The organism is Phaeobacter sp. CC-HEC084 (genome assembly GCF_059429255.1).
The window spans coordinates 818926-841201 of record NZ_JCAIJQ010000002.1; the positions used below are offsets into that span (position 1 = coordinate 818926).

20 protein-coding genes are annotated in these 22276 nt (G+C 61.4%); 4 read left to right on the forward strand and 16 right to left on the reverse strand.

Annotation, left to right across the window (positions count from 1 at the left end):
* Positions 1–108 precede the first annotated feature (108 nt).
* The 14 genes from AC5SSZ_RS04350 to AC5SSZ_RS04415 form a co-directional block, all read right to left on the reverse strand.
* Positions 109–1419: an NAD(P)/FAD-dependent oxidoreductase gene (locus AC5SSZ_RS04350; RefSeq protein ID WP_495437169.1), complete on the reverse strand. Its 1311-nt coding sequence runs from the start codon at positions 1417–1419 to the stop codon at positions 109–111.
* A gap of 73 nt (positions 1420–1492) precedes the next feature.
* Complete coding sequence (locus AC5SSZ_RS04355) at positions 1493–2851, reverse strand: glutamine synthetase family protein (RefSeq protein ID WP_065270694.1); 1359 nt, start codon at positions 2849–2851, stop codon at positions 1493–1495.
* Positions 2851–3531, reverse strand: coding sequence for a type 1 glutamine amidotransferase (locus AC5SSZ_RS04360; RefSeq protein ID WP_369001484.1), 681 nt, complete (start codon positions 3529–3531; stop codon positions 2851–2853). The genes AC5SSZ_RS04355 and AC5SSZ_RS04360 overlap by 1 nt, the downstream gene beginning before the upstream one ends.
* A gap of 57 nt (positions 3532–3588) precedes the next feature.
* Positions 3589–4908, reverse strand: coding sequence for a glutamine synthetase family protein (locus AC5SSZ_RS04365; RefSeq protein ID WP_274832548.1), 1320 nt, complete (start codon positions 4906–4908; stop codon positions 3589–3591).
* A gap of 147 nt (positions 4909–5055) precedes the next feature.
* Positions 5056–5862 (reverse strand): ABC transporter permease, encoded by an 807-nt coding sequence (locus tag AC5SSZ_RS04370; protein ID WP_274838510.1) that lies wholly within the window; start codon positions 5860–5862, stop codon positions 5056–5058.
* Positions 5859–6740, reverse strand: coding sequence for an ABC transporter permease (locus tag AC5SSZ_RS04375; protein WP_082995986.1), 882 nt, complete (start codon positions 6738–6740; stop codon positions 5859–5861). The genes AC5SSZ_RS04370 and AC5SSZ_RS04375 overlap by 4 nt, the downstream gene beginning before the upstream one ends.
* A 128-nt stretch (positions 6741–6868) precedes the next feature.
* The gene (locus AC5SSZ_RS04380; RefSeq protein WP_065270690.1) at positions 6869–7579 is read right to left on the reverse strand and encodes a transporter substrate-binding domain-containing protein; all 711 of its coding nucleotides are present in this window, start codon (positions 7577–7579) and stop codon (positions 6869–6871) included.
* A 44-nt stretch (positions 7580–7623) separates the two neighbouring features.
* Positions 7624–8370: an ABC transporter ATP-binding protein gene (locus AC5SSZ_RS04385; protein WP_065273507.1), complete on the reverse strand. Its 747-nt coding sequence runs from the start codon at positions 8368–8370 to the stop codon at positions 7624–7626.
* 202 nt (positions 8371–8572) lie between these two features.
* Positions 8573–9355 (reverse strand): phosphate/phosphite/phosphonate ABC transporter substrate-binding protein, encoded by a 783-nt coding sequence (locus tag AC5SSZ_RS04390; RefSeq protein ID WP_368947076.1) that lies wholly within the window; start codon positions 9353–9355, stop codon positions 8573–8575.
* Positions 9352–9792, reverse strand: coding sequence for a tellurite resistance TerB family protein (locus AC5SSZ_RS04395; RefSeq protein ID WP_065270688.1), 441 nt, complete (start codon positions 9790–9792; stop codon positions 9352–9354). Before AC5SSZ_RS04395 ends, AC5SSZ_RS04390 begins: the two co-directional genes overlap by 4 nt.
* Complete coding sequence (locus AC5SSZ_RS04400; protein ID WP_065270687.1) at positions 9774–10256, reverse strand: tellurite resistance TerB family protein; 483 nt, start codon at positions 10254–10256, stop codon at positions 9774–9776. The genes AC5SSZ_RS04395 and AC5SSZ_RS04400 overlap by 19 nt, the downstream gene beginning before the upstream one ends.
* A 41-nt stretch (positions 10257–10297) precedes the next feature.
* Complete coding sequence (locus tag AC5SSZ_RS04405) at positions 10298–10591, reverse strand: DUF1330 domain-containing protein (protein WP_065270686.1); 294 nt, start codon at positions 10589–10591, stop codon at positions 10298–10300.
* A 172-nt stretch (positions 10592–10763) separates the two neighbouring features.
* Complete coding sequence (locus AC5SSZ_RS04410) at positions 10764–13901, reverse strand: valine--tRNA ligase (protein ID WP_495437176.1); 3138 nt, start codon at positions 13899–13901, stop codon at positions 10764–10766.
* 331 nt (positions 13902–14232) lie between these two features.
* Entirely contained in the window at positions 14233–14676 is a 444-nt protein-coding gene (locus AC5SSZ_RS04415) for an Lrp/AsnC family transcriptional regulator (protein WP_065270684.1), read from the reverse strand.
* Positions 14677–14807: 131 nt separating this feature from the next.
* Between AC5SSZ_RS04415 and AC5SSZ_RS04420 the strand changes: the two genes are divergently transcribed.
* From AC5SSZ_RS04420 to AC5SSZ_RS04430, 3 genes are read left to right on the forward strand one after another with little or no spacing between them, the layout of a single operon-like run.
* Positions 14808–15965 carry a type III PLP-dependent enzyme gene (locus AC5SSZ_RS04420; protein WP_495437179.1) on the forward strand — a complete coding sequence of 386 codons (1158 nt, stop codon included), beginning with the start codon at positions 14808–14810 and terminating at the stop codon, positions 15963–15965.
* A gap of 42 nt (positions 15966–16007) precedes the next feature.
* On the forward strand, positions 16008–18305 hold the full coding sequence (locus tag AC5SSZ_RS04425; protein WP_495437182.1) for a xanthine dehydrogenase family protein molybdopterin-binding subunit: 2298 nt from the start codon (positions 16008–16010) through the stop codon (positions 18303–18305).
* Positions 18283–19365, forward strand: coding sequence for a T6SS phospholipase effector Tle1-like catalytic domain-containing protein (locus AC5SSZ_RS04430; RefSeq protein ID WP_495437184.1), 1083 nt, complete (start codon positions 18283–18285; stop codon positions 19363–19365). The genes AC5SSZ_RS04425 and AC5SSZ_RS04430 overlap by 23 nt, the downstream gene beginning before the upstream one ends.
* A 420-nt stretch (positions 19366–19785) precedes the next feature.
* Here AC5SSZ_RS04430 and AC5SSZ_RS04435 read toward each other — a convergent pair whose 3' ends face one another.
* Both AC5SSZ_RS04435 and metF read right to left on the reverse strand, forming a co-directional pair.
* Entirely contained in the window at positions 19786–20277 is a 492-nt protein-coding gene (locus tag AC5SSZ_RS04435) for a PaaI family thioesterase (RefSeq protein WP_274838515.1), read from the reverse strand.
* A 102-nt stretch (positions 20278–20379) separates the two neighbouring features.
* A complete protein-coding gene (gene metF, locus AC5SSZ_RS04440; protein ID WP_065270680.1) occupies positions 20380–21249 on the reverse strand; it encodes a methylenetetrahydrofolate reductase [NAD(P)H] in 870 nt (289 codons plus the stop codon).
* A 94-nt stretch (positions 21250–21343) separates the two neighbouring features.
* On the opposite strand from metF, the gene AC5SSZ_RS04445 reads away from it, so the two are divergent.
* On the forward strand, positions 21344–22249 hold the full coding sequence (locus AC5SSZ_RS04445; protein ID WP_274828422.1) for a LysR family transcriptional regulator: 906 nt from the start codon (positions 21344–21346) through the stop codon (positions 22247–22249).
* Positions 22250–22276 lie beyond the last annotated feature (27 nt).

The window sequence follows — 22276 nt, forward strand, 5'->3', positions numbered from 1 at the left end:
AGAACTGTTGCGAAGGCGCGTAGAGCGACAACGGCCAGAAGGCACGGGGTGCGTTCTGGCCGTCGGTCCCGGCAGGGGATGGTAAAAGAGGAGGGGGTCAGAGCCGGATCAGATACCAAGCCGGTCGCGCAGCGCGTACCAGGTCATGGCGAGGGCCAGCAGCGGTGAGCGCATGCGCGGTCCGCCTGGGAAGGCCGGAGCGGGAACCCGCGCCATGGTGTCAAAACCTTCGGCCTGCCCCTGAATGGCCAGCGCCATCAATTGCCCGGCGTGGGTGGCGGTGCCGACCCCATGGCCAGAATAACCCGAGGCCGACAGGACATTTGGCGCCAGCCGTGCCAGATAGGGCATCCGTTTCATTGTAATGCCCAGCGTGCCGCCCCAGGCGTAATCGACGCGCACGTCGCTCAGATGCGGAAAGATCTGATGCATCGGCTTGCGTACCACGGCTTCGATATCGGCGGGGAAGCGATAGCCATAGCTTTCGCCGCCGCCGAACAGCAGCCGCTTGTCATGGCTGAGGCGGAAATAGTTGACCACGAATTTGCTGTCCGCCACCGCCACGTCGCGGGTCAGCACTTGATTAGCGCGATCCCCCAAAGGCTCGGTTGCGACGATGAAATTATTGATCGGCATGACCTTGGCCGCGACCTGACGGTTGAGACCGCCAAGATAGCCGTTGCAGGCTAGGATCAGGTGGCCTGCCGTGACCGTGCCTTCGGCGGTGCGCACAGTGACCTCGGCGCCTTCAGTGATCTCCAGCGCCTCACTCTGTTCGTATATTTTGGCGCCTGCGGCCTCGGCTGCGCGGGCGAGGCCAAGCGCATAGTTCAGCGGGTGCAGATGCCCGGCGCCATGATCCAGAAAGCCCCCCTTGTAATCGGGCGAAGGGCAAAGCTTGAGGCATGCGTCGTCGTTAAGAACTTCGATCTGATCGTAGCCGTACCAATCCTGCAGGTGGCGCGCATAGTCGTGCAGATGCGACACCTCACTGCATGAGGAGCCGGTCCAGGCCACGCCGGGTTTCAGGTGGCAGTCGATATCGTGCCGGGCGATCAGGGATTTGACCAGATCCTTGGCCTCTTCCCCCAGCCGCCAGAGCTTCAGGGCCTCGGCTTCGCCCATGAAGCTTTCCAGATCTTCCTGATCCATCCGCTGTCCGCTGCCGAGCTGCCCGCCATTGCGCCCGGAGGCGCCAAAGCCGACGCGGTGAGCGTCGAGAAGCGCAACCTCCATGCCTGCCTCCGCCAGATGCAGCGCGGCGGACAGGCCGGTGTAGCCCGCGCCGACGATGCAGACATCGGCCCGTATATCCCCGCGCAGGGCGTCATAGGGCTTATGCTCTGTTGCCGTCGCATTGTACCAGCTGGCAGGGTACTGACCCTTGCGGTCGTTGGAATAAAGCAGGTTCAAAGCCATAGAATACCTCATGCGGGCGGGCGCGCCGCAGCAGCGGCACGGTGGTCGGGAAGTGGGCAGGAACGGTTGCTGCCTAGACGTTCAGCAGCAGGTGTTCACGCTCCCAGGGGGAGATCACCTGCAGGAATTCCTCGTATTCGCTGCGTTTGACGATGCCATAGACGCGCGCGAACTCGGGGCCGAGGATTTCGTGCAGTTCGGTGGCCGTATCGAACAGATCCAGGGCCTGGCCCATAACCTGCGGAATATCGCCTTCGCCCTCGTAGGCATCGCCCTTGAACTGGCGGCGCGGGCGCTCCTCCTGGATCAGGCCAAGATAGCCACAGGCCAGCGACACGGCGATCCCCAGATAGGGATTGCAATCCATGCCAGCGAGGCGGTTTTCCACCCGGCGGGCCGAGGGGCTGGACAGCGGTACCCGGATGCCGGTGGTGCGGTTGTCGCGGCCCCATTCCAGATTGATCGGCGCGGCGTGATCCTTCACGTAGCGGCGGTATGAATTCACATAGGGTGCCATCACTGCGATCCCGGCGGGCAGGTGGTTCTGCAGACCGGCGATAAAGTGATAGAAGGCGTCGGTTTCACCGCCCTGGGGTCCGGAGAAGATGTTCTCTCCGGTGGCCTTGTCGATGATCGAATGGTGGATATGCATGGCCGATCCGGGCTCATTCTCGATCGGTTTGGCCATGAAAGTCGCGAAACAGTCGTGGCGCAGCGCGGCCTCACGGATCAGGCGTTTGAAGTAGAAGACCTCATCCGCCAGTTTCACCGGATCGCCGTGGCGCAGGTTGATTTCCAGCTGCCCGGCGCCGCCTTCCTGGGTGATGCCGTCGATCTCGAATCCCTGTGCCTCGGCGAAATCGTAAATATCGTCGATCACCGGGCCGAATTCGTCCACGGCCGTCATCGAATAGGCCTGTCGCGCCGCCGCGGGGCGACCCGAGCGGCCCATCATTGGTTTGATCTCATGGGCCGGGTCGACGTTGCGGGCGACCAGGAAGAACTCCATCTCGGGTGCCACCACCGGCTCCCAGCCCTTGTCGTGGTAGAGTTGCACAACGCGTTTCAGCACGTTGCGGGGCGAGCAGGCAATCGGGTTGCCGTCGCGGTCAAAGGCATCGTGAATGACCTGAAGCGTCCAGTCCCCGGTCCACGGCGCCGCCGTGGCGGTGGTCATGTCGGGATAAAGCGTCATGTCCTTTTCGATGAAGCCATCCTCGTCTGCGGCCTCACCCCAGTCCCCGGTAATGGTCTGGTAAAAGATGCTGTCGGGCAGGTGGAAATATTCCTGCTTGGCGAATTTGGTGGCCGGGACAGCCTTGCCGCGGGCGATGCCCGGCAGATCCGAGATAACGCATTCCACCTCGTCAAGACGACGGCCCTCCAGGTAGGATTTGGCGGCGTCGGGAAGCGTGTCGAGCCAGGCGGACATCAGGTCCTCTCTTTCTTCAAAAACTCTGCGAGGAAGGTTGCGATCTTAAGGTTGTCTACGGGGGTGCTGAGGCCTGCGGCGGCGCGCTCCAGAATGGGGTCCGGCACTACGCCGCGGCCGCGTTTCTCGATCAGCCCCTGTACGAAACTGTTTGAAAATTCCGGGTGGGGCTGCACGGTCCAGATGTGGTCACCGTAGGCCAGGATTCCGTTTTCGCAGAAATCGTTGCCGGCCAGCACCCGGGCGCTTTTGGGGCGGGTCACAACCTGATCCTGATGCCAGGCGTTCAGGGTCACCGGCTGGCCGTCCTGTTCATAGGTCACGTGACCCACCGCCCAGCCGCCATCGAATTTGGCGACCTTGCCGCCGAGGGCCTGTGCGATGATCTGATGTCCGAAACAGATCCCTGCCATGGGGCGTTTCGCGGCGTCGATCTTGCGGATCAACTCCTCTAGCGGCGGGATCCAGTCGTGGTCTTCATAGGCGCCGTGTTTGGATCCGGTGATGATCCAGCCGTCCGCCGCATCGGGACCGTCGGGGAACACCCCATCGACTACGGCCCAGGTCTGAAATTCAAAACCGTGCCCGGCCAGCAGGTCGCAGAACATCTGGTCGTAATCACCTGAGCTGTCGATCAGGTCGTCCGGGGCATGGCCGGTTTGCAGAATGCCGATTTTCATGGGTCACCAAATTTGATCAAATTTATTGTAGCCGAGCCATAAAGGCCAGGCAAGGGATCATACCGCTTCGAGCCAGGACAGCCAGTGGCTCTCTTTAGGGCGGCGGGCGAATTCCTCCAGTTCCTGCCGTTTTGTCATCACCAGATTGCGGATCGCGGTTTTTGGCAGGATGCGGGCGATGATGGGATCGCTCTCGAACAGGTCGATTGCCTCCTGCCATGTCGCGGCAAGCTGCGGCAGGCCCTTGATGTCATAGATATTCCCACTCGAAGGGGCAGGGGGCTGCATCGCGTCCTCGATCCCGACAAGGGCCGCGCCCAGTACCGTTGCCAGCATCAGGTAGGGGTTGATGTCCCCGCCTGCGGCGCGGTGTTCGATCCGGCGCGCCTTGGGGCTGCCGCCTGGAATGCGGATTGCGGCGGTACGGTTTTCATAGGCCCAGGCCGCGCTGGTAGGGGCATGGGCGCCGGGGATCAGCCGGTCATAGGAATTGCCGTGGGGCGCAAAGATCAGGGTGCTGGCGGGCATTGCGGCCAGACAACCGGCCACCGCATTCAGGAGCAGCTCGGACCCGGCATCTGTGCCATTGTCGAAAATGTTGTTTCCGGCTTCGTCCACCACCGAGAAATGCACATGCATGCCATTGCCGGCTTCCTCGGCATAGGGTTTCGCCATGAAGGTCGCCGCAAACCCGTGTTTGCGTGCCAAACCTTTGATCAAGGCCTTGAACAGCCAGGCATCGTCGGCGCAGCGCATGGCATCCTGATGGTCAAGGTTGATCTCAAACTGGCCAAGCCCAGCCTCGGATATGGCGTCCTTGGCGGGAATGCCCATCGCCTCGGCGCCCTCGTAGACATCGGAAAAGAAGGCATCGAAGGCATCAAGCTCGGCCACCGACAGAACGGACTGCTGGTCCAACTCGCGCCCTGTCAGCGGATCGATGGGCGGGCCGGGCTGGGCGCCGCCATCATCCACAAGGTTGAATTCCATCTCGGTGGCGGCAACCACACTCCATCCCCGCGCCGCATAACGCTCCAGGACATGAGCCAGAACCTGACGGGGGTCGCCCATGAACGGCGTTCCATCCTCAAGCATCATGGTCATCGGAACCAGGGCGGACGGCGTGCTGAGCCAGGGCATGGGCACGGCGCCCCGGTCCGTGGGCAGCAGGATACCATCGGCATCGCCGGTCTCGAACACAAGCGGGCTGTCTTCGATGTCGCGACCCCAGATATCCACGTTGAGCACCGAGACCGGCATGCGCGCGGTGCCATCATCCAACTTATGTGCTGCGCTTGCGGGCATGCGCTTGCCGCGCATCTGTCCGTTCATGTCACAGGCGGCAATGCGGACGGTTCTGAGGCCGGACAGGTCCATGGGGGGCTCCATTGTTTCTGCCCATAGTTCTACCCGAGCCGCGTAAAGACGCAATCAAAATTTGATCAAAAATTGTCGCAGCCGCGCCTGCGCACAAAAAATGGCCCCCGAAGGAGCCATTTTCAAAGTGCTATTCCGTGGCGGCGTTCAGCGGATAAGGCTTGGCCTGAACCGCATTTTGACCCGTCTTTCCTTCGGTACGTGCCGGTTCAGTCTTTTGTTCACAAGGCCAAACAGACCTATGATCAAAAGCGTCAGCAGGATGAAATAGAAGGCCAGGATCGGATAGGGCACAAAGGGGTTGAAGGTCTTGTCCGCAAAGTAATTCGCGTAATAGAGCGCATCGCCCTTTTGCCGCCAAGCTGGGAAGCCGGAGAAGAAGACCAGCGTTGTGGCGTGGAACAGGAAGATTGCCTCATTGGTGTAGGACGGCCAGGCGAGACGCATCATCGTCGGCCACATGATGCGCCGGAACCGATGCCAGCCCGACAGGCCATAGGCGTCCGCCGCCTCGATATCGCCCTTGGGGATCGATCGCAGCGCACCATAGAAGATCTCGGCGCTATAGGCGGAGGTGTTAAAGAACAACACCACCAGCGCCCCCAACCAGGCCGAGGAGAAGGCATCAAGGATGGGCGAGAAGCCTTTCATCTCGAGGAACAGGAAATAGGCAAAGAAGAACTGGATGAAGAGTGGCGATCCCCGGAAAACGAAGATGAACCATTCTGCCGGTTTGCGCCAGACCGCGGACTGCGAGTTTTTTGCCACCGCCAGAAGGTTGGCAAAGAAGAAGCCGGTAATCACCGCAAGGGTGCCGAAATAGATGTTCCAGATCATCCCTGATCCGATCAGGGTGAAATGTTCGCACAGGGTGAAATCACTGCGCGGCAGCAGGCGTTCCCCGTAGCCAAGTGAGCGGAAGGCGTAGGCCTGAATGGTCTCGATACAGCTCATTTGGCTTTCCTCTGCGCTTCACCGCCCAGGGTGGCTTGCCCATGCGACAGGCGGGTCGTGATCCGGGCCAGCACCACCTCTGACACCTTGGTAAAGGCGAGGTAGAAGACCAGCAGCGCCAGGAAATACCACATGCGCCAGTCGCCGTGCGGGTAATCGGTGAACTTGGCCGTCTTGGAGCCGCCCAGTTCACGCGCCCAGTAGACGATATCCTCGACGCCCAGAAGGAACAGCAGCGGCGTCGCCTTGATCAGCACCATCCAGAGGTTCGACAGGCCGGGCAGGGCATAGGTCCACATCTGCGGCACCTGAATGCGCCAGAAGGCCTGCCTGCGTGTCATGCCATAGGCCTCGGCGGTTTCGATCTGCGGTCGCGGCACCGCGTTCATCGCGCCATAGAGCACGTTGGCTGCAAAGGCGCCGAACACGATGGCGAAGGTCACCACCGCAAGGGAGAAGCCATAGACTTCGTGAATCCACTGCGGCGAGGTGCCCAGCGGCATCTTGGCGATGTCGCAGACCAGAAAATCGCTGCCCTGGCGGATCGGTTGATCCCAGTCCGGGCATTTGACCTTGTGGCGCAGCCATTCAATTCCCTGATCCAGCGCGATGACGAAGAATAGGAAGAAGGCAATGTCGGGCACACCGCGCACGATGGCGATGTATCCCTTGCCCAGCCAGGACAGGGGCGGGAAGTGAGAGCGGGCTGCAATAGCGCCACCAAAGCCGAACAGGAGCGCCAGCGGCGCAGTGATGGCGAGCAGCAGCAGGACCGTCCCGAAAGCGAGATAAAATCCCATGTGCTTTCCGGTGGTCAGGTAACATGACAGCCACTGGAGGCCCTCCAGGGTGGCCGGGTCTGAGCAATAGGAGAAAATGGCTGACCTCGTCGTCTATGTCACCCGCATCCCTCCTGACGGAGCCGGATCATGCGCGCAACGGGGGGAATACAGCAAAGGGGAGCAGTGCCCCCCTTTGCCAGTCTCTTGGAAAGGGCAGGCGTGGCTTACCAGGTGCCGCCGACTTCCCATTTGGTGATCAGCTCGTTCAGGCTGCCGTCTTCCTTCATCGAGGTGATGGCGGCGTCGAACTTGCCGCGCAGCTCGTCATCGCTTTCGCGGAAGGCCATGCCGATGCCACCGCCCAGCGGTACATCGTCACCGACGAAGACCAGGTCAGAGGCTTCGACTTCCGGCTCCAGGTAATCCTTGTCGGCCAGAACGGCGTCAGCTTCGCCGGATTTCACGGCTGCGATGGTTTCATCCGGGGTCGGATATTCCACCAGGGTCGCGCCGGTGTCGACCACGTGGTTGGCCTGGATGGTTGCGGTCTGGGCGGCGATGATGCCACCGGTCAGGTCCACATCGCTGGACATCGCGGCATAGGCCGAGGGCGACGGCGGGGTATAGCCTTGGGTGAAGTCGACGACTTCTTCACGCTCTTCGGTGATCGACATGCCCGCGATGATCGCGTCGTAGTTGCCCGAGGTCAGGTTCGGGATGATCGAATCCCAGTCGTTGGTGACCCATTCGCAGGTCAGCTCGGCGCGTTTGCACAGCTCGTCACCCAGCTCGCGCTCGAACCCGTCCACTTCACCTTTGTCGTTGATGAAGTTGTAGGGAGGGTAGGCGCCCTCGGTGCCCAGACGCACGGTATCTGCCAGTGCCACGCCCGCGGTCAGGGCCAGGGCGGCGGTGCCGAGAAGAATGGATTTCATGAGTATACTCCCGTTTTGGTTGGTTATTGGTCGTTTTATTGGTTTTAGCGTTTGGTCGAAGACAGGAAAGCCTTCAGTCGTTCGGATTTGGTGTTGCCAAAGACCTCGGCCGGGGTGCCTTGTTCCTCGATCAATCCCTGATGCAGGAACACGACGTGATCGGAGACGTCCTCTGCCATCTTCATGTCGTGGGTCACGATCATCATGGTACGGCCTTCAGCGGCCAGATCCTTGATCACCTTGACGACTTCCTGCTCCAATTCCGGGTCGAGCGCCGAGGTGGGCTCGTCGAACAGCAGTGCTTCGGGCTCCATGCACAGAGCGCGGGCGATGGCGGCGCGCTGCTGCTGGCCACCCGACAACTGCGCCGGGTAAACGTCGCATTTGTCGCCGATGCCGACCTTGTCGAGATACTTGCGCGCAGAGGCTTCAACCTCGGCGCGGTCGCGTTTCAGCACCGTTAGCGGCGCCTCCATCACGTTTTGCAGGATGGTCATATGGGACCACAGGTTGAACTGCTGGAACACCATCGACAGGTTGGTACGGATGCGCAGAACCTGTTTTGCGTCGGCAGGGCGACGGCTCAGGCCGCTGCCGACCCATTTGATCGGCTCGCCCTTGAACAGGATTTCCCCCTGCTGACTGTCTTCCAGAAGGTTGCAGCAGCGCAGTAGCGTCGATTTGCCAGACCCGGATGAGCCGATCAACGACACCACGGCGCCGCGCGGGGCGGTGATGTCGACGCCCTTGATGACCTCCAGATCGCCATAGGATTTATGCAGACCGCGCATCTCCAGAACCGGAGTGGCGTCGGGTGCAGTTTTGCTCGCAGGCGTTGCTTTGGTCGTTGTTTCGGTCAAGGTGCGCGTCGTCCGGTTGGATAAAATTTTGTCTTATTGGACCCAAAAAAAGCCGAATTGCAATGTTCAAACCGCACAAAGATCCGTGGTTTCCTGCGAAACGGTCAGGCCTGCCGACAAAACGGACAATGCATCAGGCCTTGGCGCGGGCGCGGATCTTTTGTCCGGTAAGCACCGGGCCGGGCGGTGTCGGTACCGCCAGATAATCGGACATGGGAATTTGTACGATGCCCTTGAGGTGCAGCGTCGCCAGCGTGTCCTCGTCGAGGTTGGAAATCGCGGTTTCAATCGCCTTGAACAGCACGTCCGGAGCGTTCCCGATGGCCGTGATAAAGGGCAGGCCGGGTGTCTCCGCGGTGCGCTCAAAGGCCTGAAGGTCGGCGGCGAAATCGTCGTATTGCTGCATCAATTCCCAAGATAGGATATCAAGGGCGGCAAAATCGGCGCGCCCCTCTGCCACGGCCAGAGCAGACTCCCGGTGGCCACCAGTCTCCAGCAATTCGCCGGGCAGCATGCCTTCATCCTGCATATGGATCAGCGGTCCGGCCCAGCCGGATTGCGACAGGCCGTCGTTATAGGCAAAGACCTTGCCATCAAGCTGGCTCAGGCGGGAGACATCTGCATCCTTGCGGGCAACAAAGACGCTGTAGTAATGCCCCGGCGCGCAGCCTGCGTGGCCGTAATCGGCGGTCCCGATCAGCTGTACCTCGCCGTATAGACGGGTGCGCAGCGGGCAGCCGCAGGTCTGGGCCAGCAGCAGGTTCTTTGCCGTCCAGGCGCTCCAGGGATCGCTTTTGCGGTCCAGCGCCTCCGGGACGTCCCATTCGCCGTCCAGCGCCTCACGTATTGCCGCCCAAAGACGGTCATTGGCCTCGGCGGTTTCCGGGCGGTCGTACATTCCAAGAAAAGCAATCACAGTGCAGCCTCCGCACGTTGTCTGGCCAGGGCGCTGTCCCGGTCGTTCACCCCAAGCAGGCTGGAGGAGAGCCTGAGCAAAGTATCCTCGCTGTCATCCCTGTGGCCGTCAGCCAAGGCGACCATCCAAAGCGCCTCGATCACCGCGGTGCGGTCCTCATAGCGCACGGCATCCTTGATGGCGCGGGTGAAACGGACGGTGTCGGGGGCCTCGGCCTCCATCGCCTCTGCCTCTTCGCGCAGCAGGATCGCGCCTCCCATGTCCAGCCCGTAGCGGGATTGGTTGATGCGGTCGATCCGGTCCTTTTCCTCTTCGGAGTAGTTGTGATCCGATCGTGCGACGCGCACCAGAAGGGCGCAGAGGGCCAGTCGGGCGTCCTCATCCGCGAGGGTGACTTTCGCGGGGGACAGAAGGCGGTTCAGGAGGTCCTGGAACAAGTCTGAGTTTCCTCTGAGGCGTTGGCGAGTTTGCGGCGCGCCCGCTCCCGCGCGGTTTCGTTGTCGGCATAGGACAGGCCCATGGCCTTGCGGGCGTCTTCCACGATCTTGACTTCGCCCTCGTGTTCGTCGCCATCCGCCAGCACCACTTCCCACAGGGCGTCCAGCGCGGCGAGCCGTTCGTCAAGCCCGGTGGTTTCGCGGATCAGGCGGCCGAATGTATCGGTCTCGGGCGCTGCGGCGTGCAGTTTTTCGCAGCTGGCGCGCACCTTGGCCGCTTCAATGGCGTTATGCTGATATAGCCGCGCCAGAATCCGGTCGATCAGGCTGATCTCTTCCAGCTGATATTCCCGGTCGGACTGCGCCACGCGCACCATCAGCGCCCCGAGGGCCAGTTCAGCGTCGGGATCCGGCAGCGCCGGGGGCTGCGGCGGGCGGAAGGCTTGAAAGAGCTTTTTGAGCATGAGATCAGGATACCCTGCAACGCCGGTGGGGCCAACAGTTTCTAACCGTCGTAGCCTTCGATGATTTCCATGTCGCCGGTCGAGACCGGATCGCGCAGCGCCTTGGCGTCTTGATAGGCGACCGAGTCGTAGCAGGCCTTTGCGGTGTCGAAATCCTTGAATTCGATCACGACGGTGCGGGCGCGTGTTTGTCCTTCGCGGACTTCTTTCGCGCCGCCGCGCACCAGGAATTTCGCGCCGTATTCGGCAAAGGGCGCCGCGTTGGCCGCCACGTAGTCCTTGTAACGCTCCATATCGTCAACATCGACATGGGCAACCCAATATCCCTTTGGCATTCGGAATCCTTTTTGTCTTTTTGATAAGCTGAAACAGAAGCGACACAAAAACAATGGCCGCCTTGGCCTGAATTTCCCCGTTCGGTTCCGGAAAATCTAAAAAATTCGTTAAATAACGGGGTTGCGCCTAGTGAAAGCCGCCCGTTTTGCGCGGGCGGCTTCAAGGGGTATGTCAGCCGAGTTCAGAAAGGCGGGCAAGCGCCTCTTTGATCTTGGTTTCTTCCTCTTCGCGGGCGGCAAGGTTCTCGCGCGCCTCTTCCACCACCTCATCGGGGGCGGAGGCCACGAACTTCGGATTGTTCAACCGTCCGCGCAGGCCGCCAAGTTCCTTGGCCAGTTTGCCAAGGGTTTTCTCAAGGCGTGCCTTTTCCTCGTCGATGTCGATGATATCGGCGAGCGGCAGGCCAAAGGAGGCGCCGGGCGCCGAGATCGAAACACAGCCCTTGGGCAGGCTGTCGACCTTGGTCAGGCTGTCGATCCGCGCAAGGCGTTTGATCAGCGCCTCGTTGCGGTCCCATGCGGTCTGGGCGGCCTCGTCGATCTCGGTCACCAACATGGCGACCTTGAGGCCCGCAGGCACATGCATCTGCGCGCGGGCAGAGCGGGTGTTCTCGATGACCGAGATCACCCAGTTGATCTCCCGGTCGGCCTCGGCATTGACCAGGTCAGCGGCGGCGTAGGCGGGCCAATCAGCATGCACCAGCATCTTGGTGCGGGTTCCGGTCTGGCTCCACAGCTCTTCGGTGATGAAGGGCATGATCGGGTGCAGAAGGATCAGGCACTGATCCATGACCCAGCGCATGGTCTCGCGGGTCTCGGCCTGGGCTGCGGCGTCTTCACCCTGCAACAATGGCTTGGACAGCTCCACATACCAGTCGCAGACCTTGCCCCAGACAAAGGCGTAAAGCGCCTGCGCCGCATCGTTGAAACGATAGGCCTCTAGCGCCGCGTCCACTTCCTCACGCACGCGGGCTGTTTCGCCGATGATCCAGGCGTTGACGGCCTGTTCGGGCTTCAGATCGGCCACATCAGTCTGCGGCACCGCATCGGTGAAGACCTCGTTCATTTCGGCAAAGCGGATGGCGTTCCACAGCTTGGTGCCAAAGTTCCGGTAACCGGCGATGCGCTGCATATCGAGTTTCAGCACCCCGCCGAGGCTCGCCATCGCCGCATTGGTGAAACGCAGCGCATCGGCGCCGTATTCGTCAATGATATCCAACGGGTCGATGACGTTGCCGGTGGATTTCGACATCTTCTTGCCCTTGGCATCGCGCACGAGGCCATGCAGGTAGACGGTGTCGAACGGGATCTGATCCACGACGGCCAGCTGCATCATCATCATGCGGGCAACCCAGAAGAACAGGATGTCCTGCCCGGTGACCAGCGTCGAGGTCGGGAAGTATTTGCCAAGTTCCTCGGTCTGTTCAGGCCAGCCCAGCGTGCCGATTGGCCACAGACCGGAAGAGAACCATGTGTCGAGCACATCGGGGTCACGCCAGACCGGGTAGACCAGTTTGGTCGGATCCTGCGTGGTTTCATACTCGGCCAGCGCGGCGGCAAAGGCCTTGACCGCATCGGCGCGGGTTTCGACTTCAACCACCTGCGCGTGGTTCAGCGGCGTCGGCAGGCCAACCAGAATGTCGTCGAATTGCGGTTTGACGCTGTCGAAATCAGCGGCGCAATGGCGCGGCTCTTCGCCGATCAGCAGCTTCTGCTCCCACATCAGGCGCAGGCTTTCGACCAGATCAAGCGCGCCATCGCCCTCGTCATCGGTGAACCCTTCACCGGAGAGGTCAAAGCCGTACCAGACCGGGATCTGGTGGCCCCACCACAGCTGGCGCGAGATGCACCAGGGTTCGATGTTCTCCAGCCAGTGGTAATAGGTCTTCTCACCCGATTCCGGCAGGATCCTGACGGTGCCGTCCTTCACGGCCTCCAGCGCCGGGCCGACGACCTTTTCAGCGTCCACGAACCACTGGTCGGTCAGCATCGGTTCGATCACCACCTTGGAACGGTCGCCGAAGGGCTGCATGATCGGCTTGTTCTCGACCAGCGGCACCATGGTTTCGACCAGGTTGCCCTCGTCGTCCGTCTTGGCCTCTTTCACCATCACCGCGAGACCTTCGTCGGTGATCTGCTGCACCACGGCCTTGCGGGCCTCAAAGCGGTCCAGACCGCGCAGGTCCTCAGGCACCAGGTTGATGGCGTCGGCTTCGGCCTCCGAAAGGGTCTGTTCGCCCTTGGCGACGGCCATGGCCGTGGTTGCCGCCTCTTCGTAAGGCGCACCATCGGCACGCATCGCGCCCTTGGTGTCCATCAGGCGGTACATCGGGATACCGCCGCGCTTGGCCACCTGATAGTCGTTGAAATCATGTGCGCCGGTGATCTTCACCGCACCCGAGCCGAAGTCGGGGTCGGGGTATTCATCGGTGATGATCGGGATCAGGCGGCGGTGTTCCTTGGGGCCGACTGGGATCTCGACCAGCTTGCCTACGATGGGGGCATAGCGCGCGTCATCGGGGTGCACGGCCACGGCGCCATCGCCCAGCATGGTTTCGGGGCGGGTAGTGGCGATGGAGATGTAATCGCGCTCCTCCTCGAGCGTGACATTCCCGTCCTCGTCCTTTTCGACGTAGGTATAGGTTGCACCGCCCGCGAGAGGGTATTTGAAGTGCCACATGTGGCCCGCAACCTCGATATTCTCCACCTCAAGGTCGGAAATCGCGGTCTCAAAATGCGGGTCCCAGTTCACCAGCCGCTTGCCGCGGTAGATCAGGCCCTTGTTGAACATCTCCACGAAGACCTTGATCACGGCATCGTGGAAGTTGCCCTCTTCGCCTTCCGGGGCACCGGGGGCGCCGGACATGGTGAAGGCGTTGCGCGACCAGTCACAGGAGGCGCCGAGGCGTTTCAGCTGGTTGACGATGGTGCCTCCGGACTGGCTTTTCCAGTCCCAGACCTTTTCCAGGAACTTTTCCCGGCCGAGTTCCGCGCGCGAGGGTTGCTGGTTTTTCGCCAGTTCGCGTTCCACAACCATCTGGGTGGCGATGCCGGCGTGGTCCTGTCCAGGCTGCCACAGGGTGTCAAAGCCCTGCATGCGTTTCCAGCGGATCAGGATGTCCTGCAGCGTGTTGTTAAAAGCATGGCCCATGTGCAGGACGCCGGTGACATTGGGGGGCGGGATCATGATGCAATAGGTGGAAGCCTCGGGCTTCGCGTTTGCGCCTGCCTTGAAACAGCCCGCCTCTTCCCAGGCCGCGTAAAGACGGCTTTCGGCTTCGGCTGCGTTGAATGTCTTTTCCATCGCCATCGGTTTGGTCCTGCGTGCGTGTCATTTTTCGTCGCGTTCTCCCATATAGAACGGGGCGGCAAAGGGAAAGTGCCAAGGCGGGCAGGAAAATAAGGCAGGCGGGGGGAATAATGCGGGTTTTGGCGCCGTCAACGCGCGGGGCGGTAACGGTGGTTTAACTCTGAGCCGCTAAGGTGGTTTATGAAGAGAACAGCGGGTCCTCCCCTCGGTCCGCCATTCACGAGACGCCCGGCCAGACTTTGATGCGGATGCCCGCAAAGTCGGTCGGGCGCACTACTTTTGGCACCCCGTAAATTCTGTTTTCACCGGTGTTGAAGGATGGGCGCGGCGCCTAGCCCCGGCTGCCGCTGCGGTCCAGTTTGGTCGATAGGTGGATCAGGCTTTCCGAGGAACGCACGCCGCGCGCCTCGCCAATGCGGTCGATGGTTTCGTCCAGTTCATCCGTGGTTTGCGCCACGACCTGCGCCAGCAGGTCGAACCGGCCCGAGGTCGTATGCACCACTTCGACCCCCGGAAGGCTGCGCAGACGGGCCAGAACCTCGGGGCCGCTGCGGGGTTCGATGGAGATCAGCACTGTCGCCTGTAAGGGCGGGCGCACTGCAGGGGAGATTTTCAGCGTGTATCCGGCGATAACGCCCAGCGTTTCCAGCCGTTCGATCCGGGTTTGAACGGTGGTGCGCGCAAGATTGAGGTGACGCGCCAGTTCGGCCACCGGGCGGCGGGCATTGTCGCGCAAAAGCGCCAGAAGTCGCTGATCTGTTTCGTCTATCTGCATTTTTTAGTGCCATAATGACGGGAATTTCCGTCATAATATCAATAGTGACGGGGTAAATCGACGCGCTACTGGGCGAAAATGCAAGAAAACCGTCAATCGGCATGCAGTCCGTCCAACAAGGCTTTGATCTTATGCAGCATATTCCCCCACTCTGGCTTGACCCCGAAACGCATCTTGCGCGGCGGCAGCCGGATCATCCCATCCTCTATTTCTCGCCGCGGGTGCTGCACGAGGTGGCGGACCGGTTCCTGACCGGCTTTCCGGGGCTGGTGACCTATGCAGTCAAGGCGAACCCCCATCCTGCGGTTCTGTCCAATTTGGTTGCCGCCGGTGTGTCGGCCTTTGATGTGGCCTCGCCAGCGGAAATGGAGGCGGTGCGCGCGGCCAGTGCGGATGCGGTGATGCATTACAATAACCCGGTGCGTTCGGATGTGGAAATCGCGGCGGGTATCTCTCATGGCGTGGCCAGCTGGTCGGTGGATGAGGCGAGCGAGCTGGACAAGCTGGCAGATGTGCCGCGCGACTGCGAGATCGCGGTGCGCTTTGCCTTGCCGGTCGAGGGCGCAGCCTATGATTTTGGCAGCAAATTCGGTGCCGCCCCGGAAGAGGCGATCGCGCTGCTGCAACGGGTGGCGGCAGAGGGCTGGACACCGGCTCTGTGTTTTCATCCCGGCACCCAATGTGAGGATGCCTCGGCTTGGGTCGAATATATCCACGCCGCCCGCCGGATCGTCGATGCGGCCGGGGTAAAGGTGGCGCGGCTGAACGTCGGAGGTGGCTTTGCCGCCAACCGTGATGGCGTGGCGCCGGATCTTGAGACGGTGTTTTCAGCCATTGGGACTGCTGTGTACGATGCCTTTGGTGATGATGCGCCAGAGCTGATCTGCGAGCCGGGCCGGGCGATGGTGTCTGAGGCCTTTACCCTTGCCGCCCGCATCAAAGGCCTCCGCCAGGGCGGCGGCGTGGTCTACCTCAACGATGGGATCTATGGCGGGCTGGTCGACATCCGCGACATGGGCTTGCCCGGGCGCGTGACCGTGGTCAGCGCCGAGGGGCAGCACAGGTCGGCGCCGCGCAAACCGCGCATCGTGTTCGGCCCGACCTGCGACAGTCTGGACCGTCTGCCGGATGGTCTGCCGTTGCCCGAAGACAGCGTGATAGGCGATTATGTGCTGTTCCCTGGGCTTGGTGCTTATTCTTCCGCCATGAGCACGCAATTCAATGGCTATGGCCTTTCGGATGTGGCCACCGTGATCGAGCTCTCTGGACAAGCTGGCACGCGAGGCTAATGTCGGCCCCAAAGCAGCACTGAGCGCGCGAAGGGGATGAGCATGGAAAAGTTCGGAAAAAGCCAGCCGGTGAAACGGGTCGAGGATGTCCGGTTCCTGACGGGACACGGCCGCTATATCGAGGATTCTGCTCCCCAGGGCGCCTTGCGCTGCTGGGTTCTGCGCAGTCCTGTGGCGCATGGCAGGATCACCCGGTTGGACGTCGAAGATGCCCGCGCCGCCGAGGGCGTGCAGATGGTGGTGACCTATGCCGACTATCTTGAGGCGGGCTATGACACCGGAATCGATGGCATCCTGATCAAGAATCGTGACGGATCGGGCGCGGCGGCACCGCATCGGCCGATGCTGGCCCATGATCGCGTGCGTCATGTGGGCGAACCTGTGGCGGTTGTTGTGGCCGAAACCATGGATCAGGCCCGTGATGCCGGAGAATTGATTGAGTTGGAAATCGACGACCTGCCGGTGAAAATGGACATCGCGCCGGGCGGTGAGCCGCTGCACCCGGATGTGCCGGACAACCTCGGCTTTGACTGGGGCATGGGCGATGAGGCCGCAACCGAGGCTGCCTTTGCCGAGGCCGCCCATACCGTGGCGCTGCAGGTCGAGGACAACCGGATTATCGTCAACTCGATGGAGCCGCGCGGCTGTTTCGCCGAATGGCAGGACGACCGTCTGCATTTCACCTTTGGCGGGCAGGGCGTCTGGGGTGTCAAATCCAACCTCGCCAAGAAACTGGGCCTTGAAGAAGGGCAGGTACATGTGGTGACCCCGGATGTGGGCGGCGGCTTTGGCATGAAATCGCAGCCCTATCCGGAATATTATGCTGTCGCCCATGCGGCAAAGGTTCTGGGACGGCCGGTGCTTTGGGTTGGGGACCGCACGGAATCGATGCTGTCGGACAATGGTGGGCGCGATCTGACCTCGCTGGCGGAACTGGCCTTTGATGCGGATCTGAAGATCACCGCCTATCGGGTGAACACCCGTTGCAACCTTGGCGCTTATAACGCGCCTTTTGGCCAGATCATCCAGACCACCCTGTTCAGCCGTGTTCTGGCCGGGGTCTATGACATCCAGACCGCCTGGCTGCGTGTCGAAGGGATCTATACCAACACCACCCAGGTTGATGCCTATCGCGGCGCCGGCCGCCCCGAGGCGATTTATGTGCTGGAGCGGGTGATGGACCGGGCCGCGCGTGAACTTGGCGTTGATCCCTGGGAGCTGCGGCGCCGCAATTTCATCGCCCCGGCAGCCTTTCCTTATGCCACCGTAACTGGTGAAAGCTATGATGTCGGCGATTTCAACCGGGTGCTGAGCCGCGCCGCGGAAGAGGCTGATATGGCAGGCTATCCGGCCCGCAAGGCTGCAGATGCAGCATCGGGCAAACTGCGGGGCGTCGGCCTGTGTTACTATATCGAAAGCATTTTGGGTGATCCTTCGGAAGGCGCGGAAGTGGAGTTTCTGGAGGACGGCCGGGTGAATATCTATGTCGGCACGCAAAGCAACGGACAGGGGCATGAAACCGTTTATGCGCAGTTCCTTGCGGATCAGACCGGCATTCCCGCAGACCAGATCCACGTGGTGCAGGGCGACAGTGACCTGATCGCCAAGGGCGGCGGCACCGGCGGGTCGCGTTCGGTCACCACGCAGGCCAATGCCACCCTTGCCACCGTCGATGCGATGGTCGCGGCCTTTACGCCTTTCCTCGCCGATGAAATGGGTGTCGAGGAAGACGCAATCGAATTTGATGGTGAAACCTTCCGCGCGCCGGGATCTAACGTTACCCCGACCGTTCTTGAAGCGGCCGAGATGGCCCGCGCGCAGGGCCGGACCGAGTTGCTGCGTCACTCGGCGCGGGCCACGTTGCCGGGGCGCTCGTTCCCGAACGGGGCTCATATCTGTGAGGTGGTGATCGACCCCGAAACCGGCGCTTCCGAGGTTGACCGCTATACTGTGGTGGATGACTTTGGTAACCTGATCAACCCGGCGCTGGCCGAAGGGCAGGTGCATGGCGGTGTTGCGCAGGGCCTGGGTCAGGCCATGCTGGAACATGTGGTCTATGACGAAGAGGGGCAGCTGCTCACGGCAACGTTCATGGACTATGCCATGCCACGGGCGTCAGATATGCCAATGATCGGCTTTGCGACCGAGGCCGTGCCCTCGACCCAGAACCCGATGGGGATGAAGGGCTGCGGCGAGGCCGGAACCGTGGGCGCCATGGCGGCGGTCGCGAATGCGGTGCAGGATGCGGTCTGGGCACGTGGTGTGCACCAGATGGACATGCCGTTCACGCCGCTGAAACTATGGGAAGTGCTAAGGGATGTCTCTGTCGCAGCTGAGTAAACGTGTCTTTGGATGGCTCGGACGGCCTTTGCGGTCCGAGCATTCCGCCGAGACCGCGCTGCGCGGGCCGCAGGCCCATGTGATCATTCTGGACGGGACCATGACCTCGCTGCGGCCGGGTCATGAATCCCATGCCGGGCAGACTTACCTTCTGTGCAAGGAGGTCGGCCCGGAAGTTTCCGTATTCTACGAAACCGGTGTGCAATGGACTGGCTGGTCCAGTGCGCGGGATGTCATGGTGGGCACTGGGATCAACCGGCAGATCCGTCGTGCCTATGGCTATCTCGCCTCGCGCTACCGGCCTGGCGACAGTATCTTCCTGATCGGATACAGCCGCGGGGCCTATGCGGTACGCTCATTGGCCGGTGTGATCGGCGAGGTGGGCCTGCTGCGGCCCGAACACGCCACCGAACGCAATATCCGCACTGCCTACCGCCATTACCAGCAGGGGCAGGACGCGGAGATCGCGCGCGCCTTTCACGATGCCTATTGCCACGCTGAAACCCAGATCGAAATGATCGGCGTCTGGGACACGGTCAAGGCACTGGGCTTTCGTCTGCCGGTGCTGTGGCGCTGGTCCAAGGACCCGCATGGCTTTCACAACGATGAATTGGGCCCGCATGTGAAGAATGGCTATCATGCGCTGGCGCTGGAGGAGACCCGCGACGTCTTTGCCCCGGTGCTGTGGTCCTGTCCCGACGGGTTCAACGGCCGGGTGGAGCAGATGTGGTTCCGCGGCGCCCATGGCGATGTGGGCGGGCATCTCGGGGGCTTTGACGCGGCGAGGCCCCTTGCAAACCTGTCATTGGTCTGGATGCTGGAAAAGGCCGAGGATTGCGGATTGCCGCTGCCGCAGGATTGGCGCATGCGGTTCCCGGTGGATCCCGGCGCGCCATCGGTCGGCACCTGGCGCGGCTGGGGTAAGATCTTCTTGCTGCGCAGTCGCCGTCCGGTGGGCAAGGACCCGAGCGAGCGTCTGCACAGCAGCGCCAAGGGTTTTGTGATCAAGGAAAAGCGCTCGGCCTGGCGCCTGTTCTGGCCCTCGCGCGCAGCACGCTAAGCCTTCGTGTTGATCAAGGGGCGTGGAGGAATGCTTTCCTATGCGAATAGAACGCTTTGATTTAGCAGATAGCTACGAAGCCGAGTGTCAGATCAGTGAGGAACACCAAGTTGGGGATATCTACCATCGACGTGGAAACCGAGTAGGAAGTGGCGCCACACTGACACCGGTTGCCCGGTTTTTTGTCTGGCGTCCTGACTACTCGGAAGGAGTAAATCCGCACTGGCGCGTTGATTGTTACGTAAAGAGGCATCGCTTGTCTGGTGCCCCCGAAAAGCTAGCCAAGGCTCTTTCTGCCGCGCTGTTGGAGCGAGGCATCTGTGAGGCACCGATGTGGATCGGCTGGCACCGGAGCGAGGAACAGGGTGGGCAAGCGGTTGGAGATCTGTTCGAACTAGACTGAAGATCACAAGGTATCGATCAGCCTTTTGCGGGCGGCAGTTTCATCACGATGCAGGTGGTTGAACCTGTCGCATAGAGCTTACCATCTTCGACGCCGCGGATTTCGCCGTGCGCCACGCCGGTTGAGCGCCCCACGTGGTCGGTGACGCCGATGCAATCCACTGTGACGCCCAGTGGAATTGAGCGCAGGATGTTGATCTTGTATTCCAGCGTTGTATAGGCGGATCCCTTGGGCACGCGGGTCATCACCGCGCAGGCCATGGCGCTGTCCAATAGCGTACCGTACCAGCCGCCATGAACGGTGCCCATGGGGTTGGTCATGGAAAACTCTGGCGTGCCACGGAAGACAATGCGGCCGTCGCCAACCTCGTGCAGAGCATAGCCCAGCTGCGCGCCGATGGGCGGGCCGGGCAGTTTGCCATCCAGAATACCTTGCATGAATTCAAGGCCCGAAAGCTGGGTGATTTCCGACATCGGCAGCAGGTCCGCAGGCGATTTTGCAATGAACATGAAAGAGATGCCCCATCCAATTGAAGTGCCCGGCGCCAAGGCCGGGCAATCAGAGTTCCATTTTGGAATGAGGCTAGGCGCGGCTTACGGCGCCAGCAAGTCTTACGCCACGTTCTCGAGCGAGACCTTGGGCGTGATGCCAAGGGCAAAACAGACATCGCGGGTCAGCTCGGGACGGTTCAGCGTGTAGAAATGCAGCTTTTCGACGCCGCCTTCCAGCAGCTCGGTGCAGAGCTCGCTGCACATCGCGGTGGCCAGCAGATCAGCGCGGTCATCGCGCAGCGCCTTTTCAAAGGCATCTTCGACCCATGCGGGGATCTTGGTGCCGCAGCGGCGGGCAAAGTTGCGGGCGCCTTTCCAGTTCTCGATCGGCAGGATGCCCGGCGTCAGTTTCGAGCCGTCAATGCCCGCCTTTTCGCAGGCATCGCGGAAGCGGAAGAAGGTTTCGGGTTCGAAGAAGAACTGCGTCAGCGCTTCGTCCGCGCCTGCGTCCAGCTTGCGCTTCAGCCAGTCGACATCGGCCTGAGCGGTTGCAGCATCGGGGTGCTGGTCAGGGTAGGCGCCGACACGCACGGTGAATTTCCCGGTGTCCGCCAGGGCCTCGATCAGCTCGACAGAATTGGCAAAGCCATCGGGGTGGGGCGTGAACTTGCCTTCGCCCTTGGGCGGGTCGCCGCGCAGGGCAACGATTTCAGACACGCCTGCCTCGGCAAAGCGGTCCGCGATCTCCATCGTTTCGGCCTTTGTTGCCTGCACGCAGGTCAGGTGCGCGGCCACGTTGAGGCCCGAGGATTTATGCAGCGTCGCCACCGCATCGCGGGTCAGATCGCGGGTGGTGCCGCCGGCACCATAGGTGACAGATACAAAGCGCGGGTCCAGCGGTGCCAGAACTTGAACCGTGTCCCAAAGGCGGAAAGAAGCCTCAAGCGACTGCGGCGGAAAGAACTCGAACGAGATGTCAGGGGTCTTCATTAGGGGATCTCCGACTGATTTGACCTCTTGTTGCACACGCAGCATTGTGAGACAAACTCATAATTCTCAAGAACAACATGAGCGACGCGATAGAATGCACATCGAATTCCGCCATCTGCGCACGATCAAGGCCATCCACGAAGCCGGCGGTCTGGCCCGCGCGGCCGAGCAGTTGAACATCACGCAAAGCGCGCTCAGCCATCAGATCAAGGGGCTGGAGGAACAAGCGGGGGTGGAGTTGTTCCTGCGCCGCTCCAAGCCGATGAAACTGTCGCCTGCCGGGCTGCGGCTGTTACGTCTGGCCGAACAGGTGCTGCCGCAGGTCGAGGCCGCGCAGGCCGAGTTTTCCAACCTGCGCGAGGGTCACGCCGGGCGGATGCATATCGCCATCGAATGCCATGCTTGTTTCGAATGGCTGTTCCCCGTCCTTGAAGCATTTCGAAAAAGCTGGTCGGACGTGGATGTGGATATCCGCCCGGGCCTCGCCTTTGACGCACTTCCCGCGCTGCAAAAGGAAGAGGTGGATCTGGTGGTCTCCTCCGACCCGGACACGCTGCCGGGCGTCGAATTCATCGAGTTGTTTGATTACCGACCGGTCTTTGTCGCCTCATCGCAGAACCCGCTGGCGGCAAAACCCTATATCGAGGCTGAGGATTTCCGGGATCAGACGCTGATCACCTATCCGGTGGAAAAATCCCGTCTGGATGTGTTCAGCCAGCTCCTGACACCGGCGGGGGTCGAGCCTGCGTCTATCCGTCAGGTCGAGTTGACCGCCGTGATCCTGTTGCTGGTGGCCTCGAACCGGGGGGTATCGGTTCTGCCGGATTGGGTGGTGCGCGAGGTCAAGTATTCCTCGGACTATGTGACCCGGCCGCTGACCGCAGAGGGGATTACCCGCAGGCTTTATGCTGCGGTGCGCAGCGAGGACCGCGAAAAGCCCTATATGCAAGAGCTGATCCGCCTGGCCAAGGTCGAGGCGCGCAAGCTTCAGCAGCAATAACGCGTTTGGCAGTGCCCCAGCCGGGCT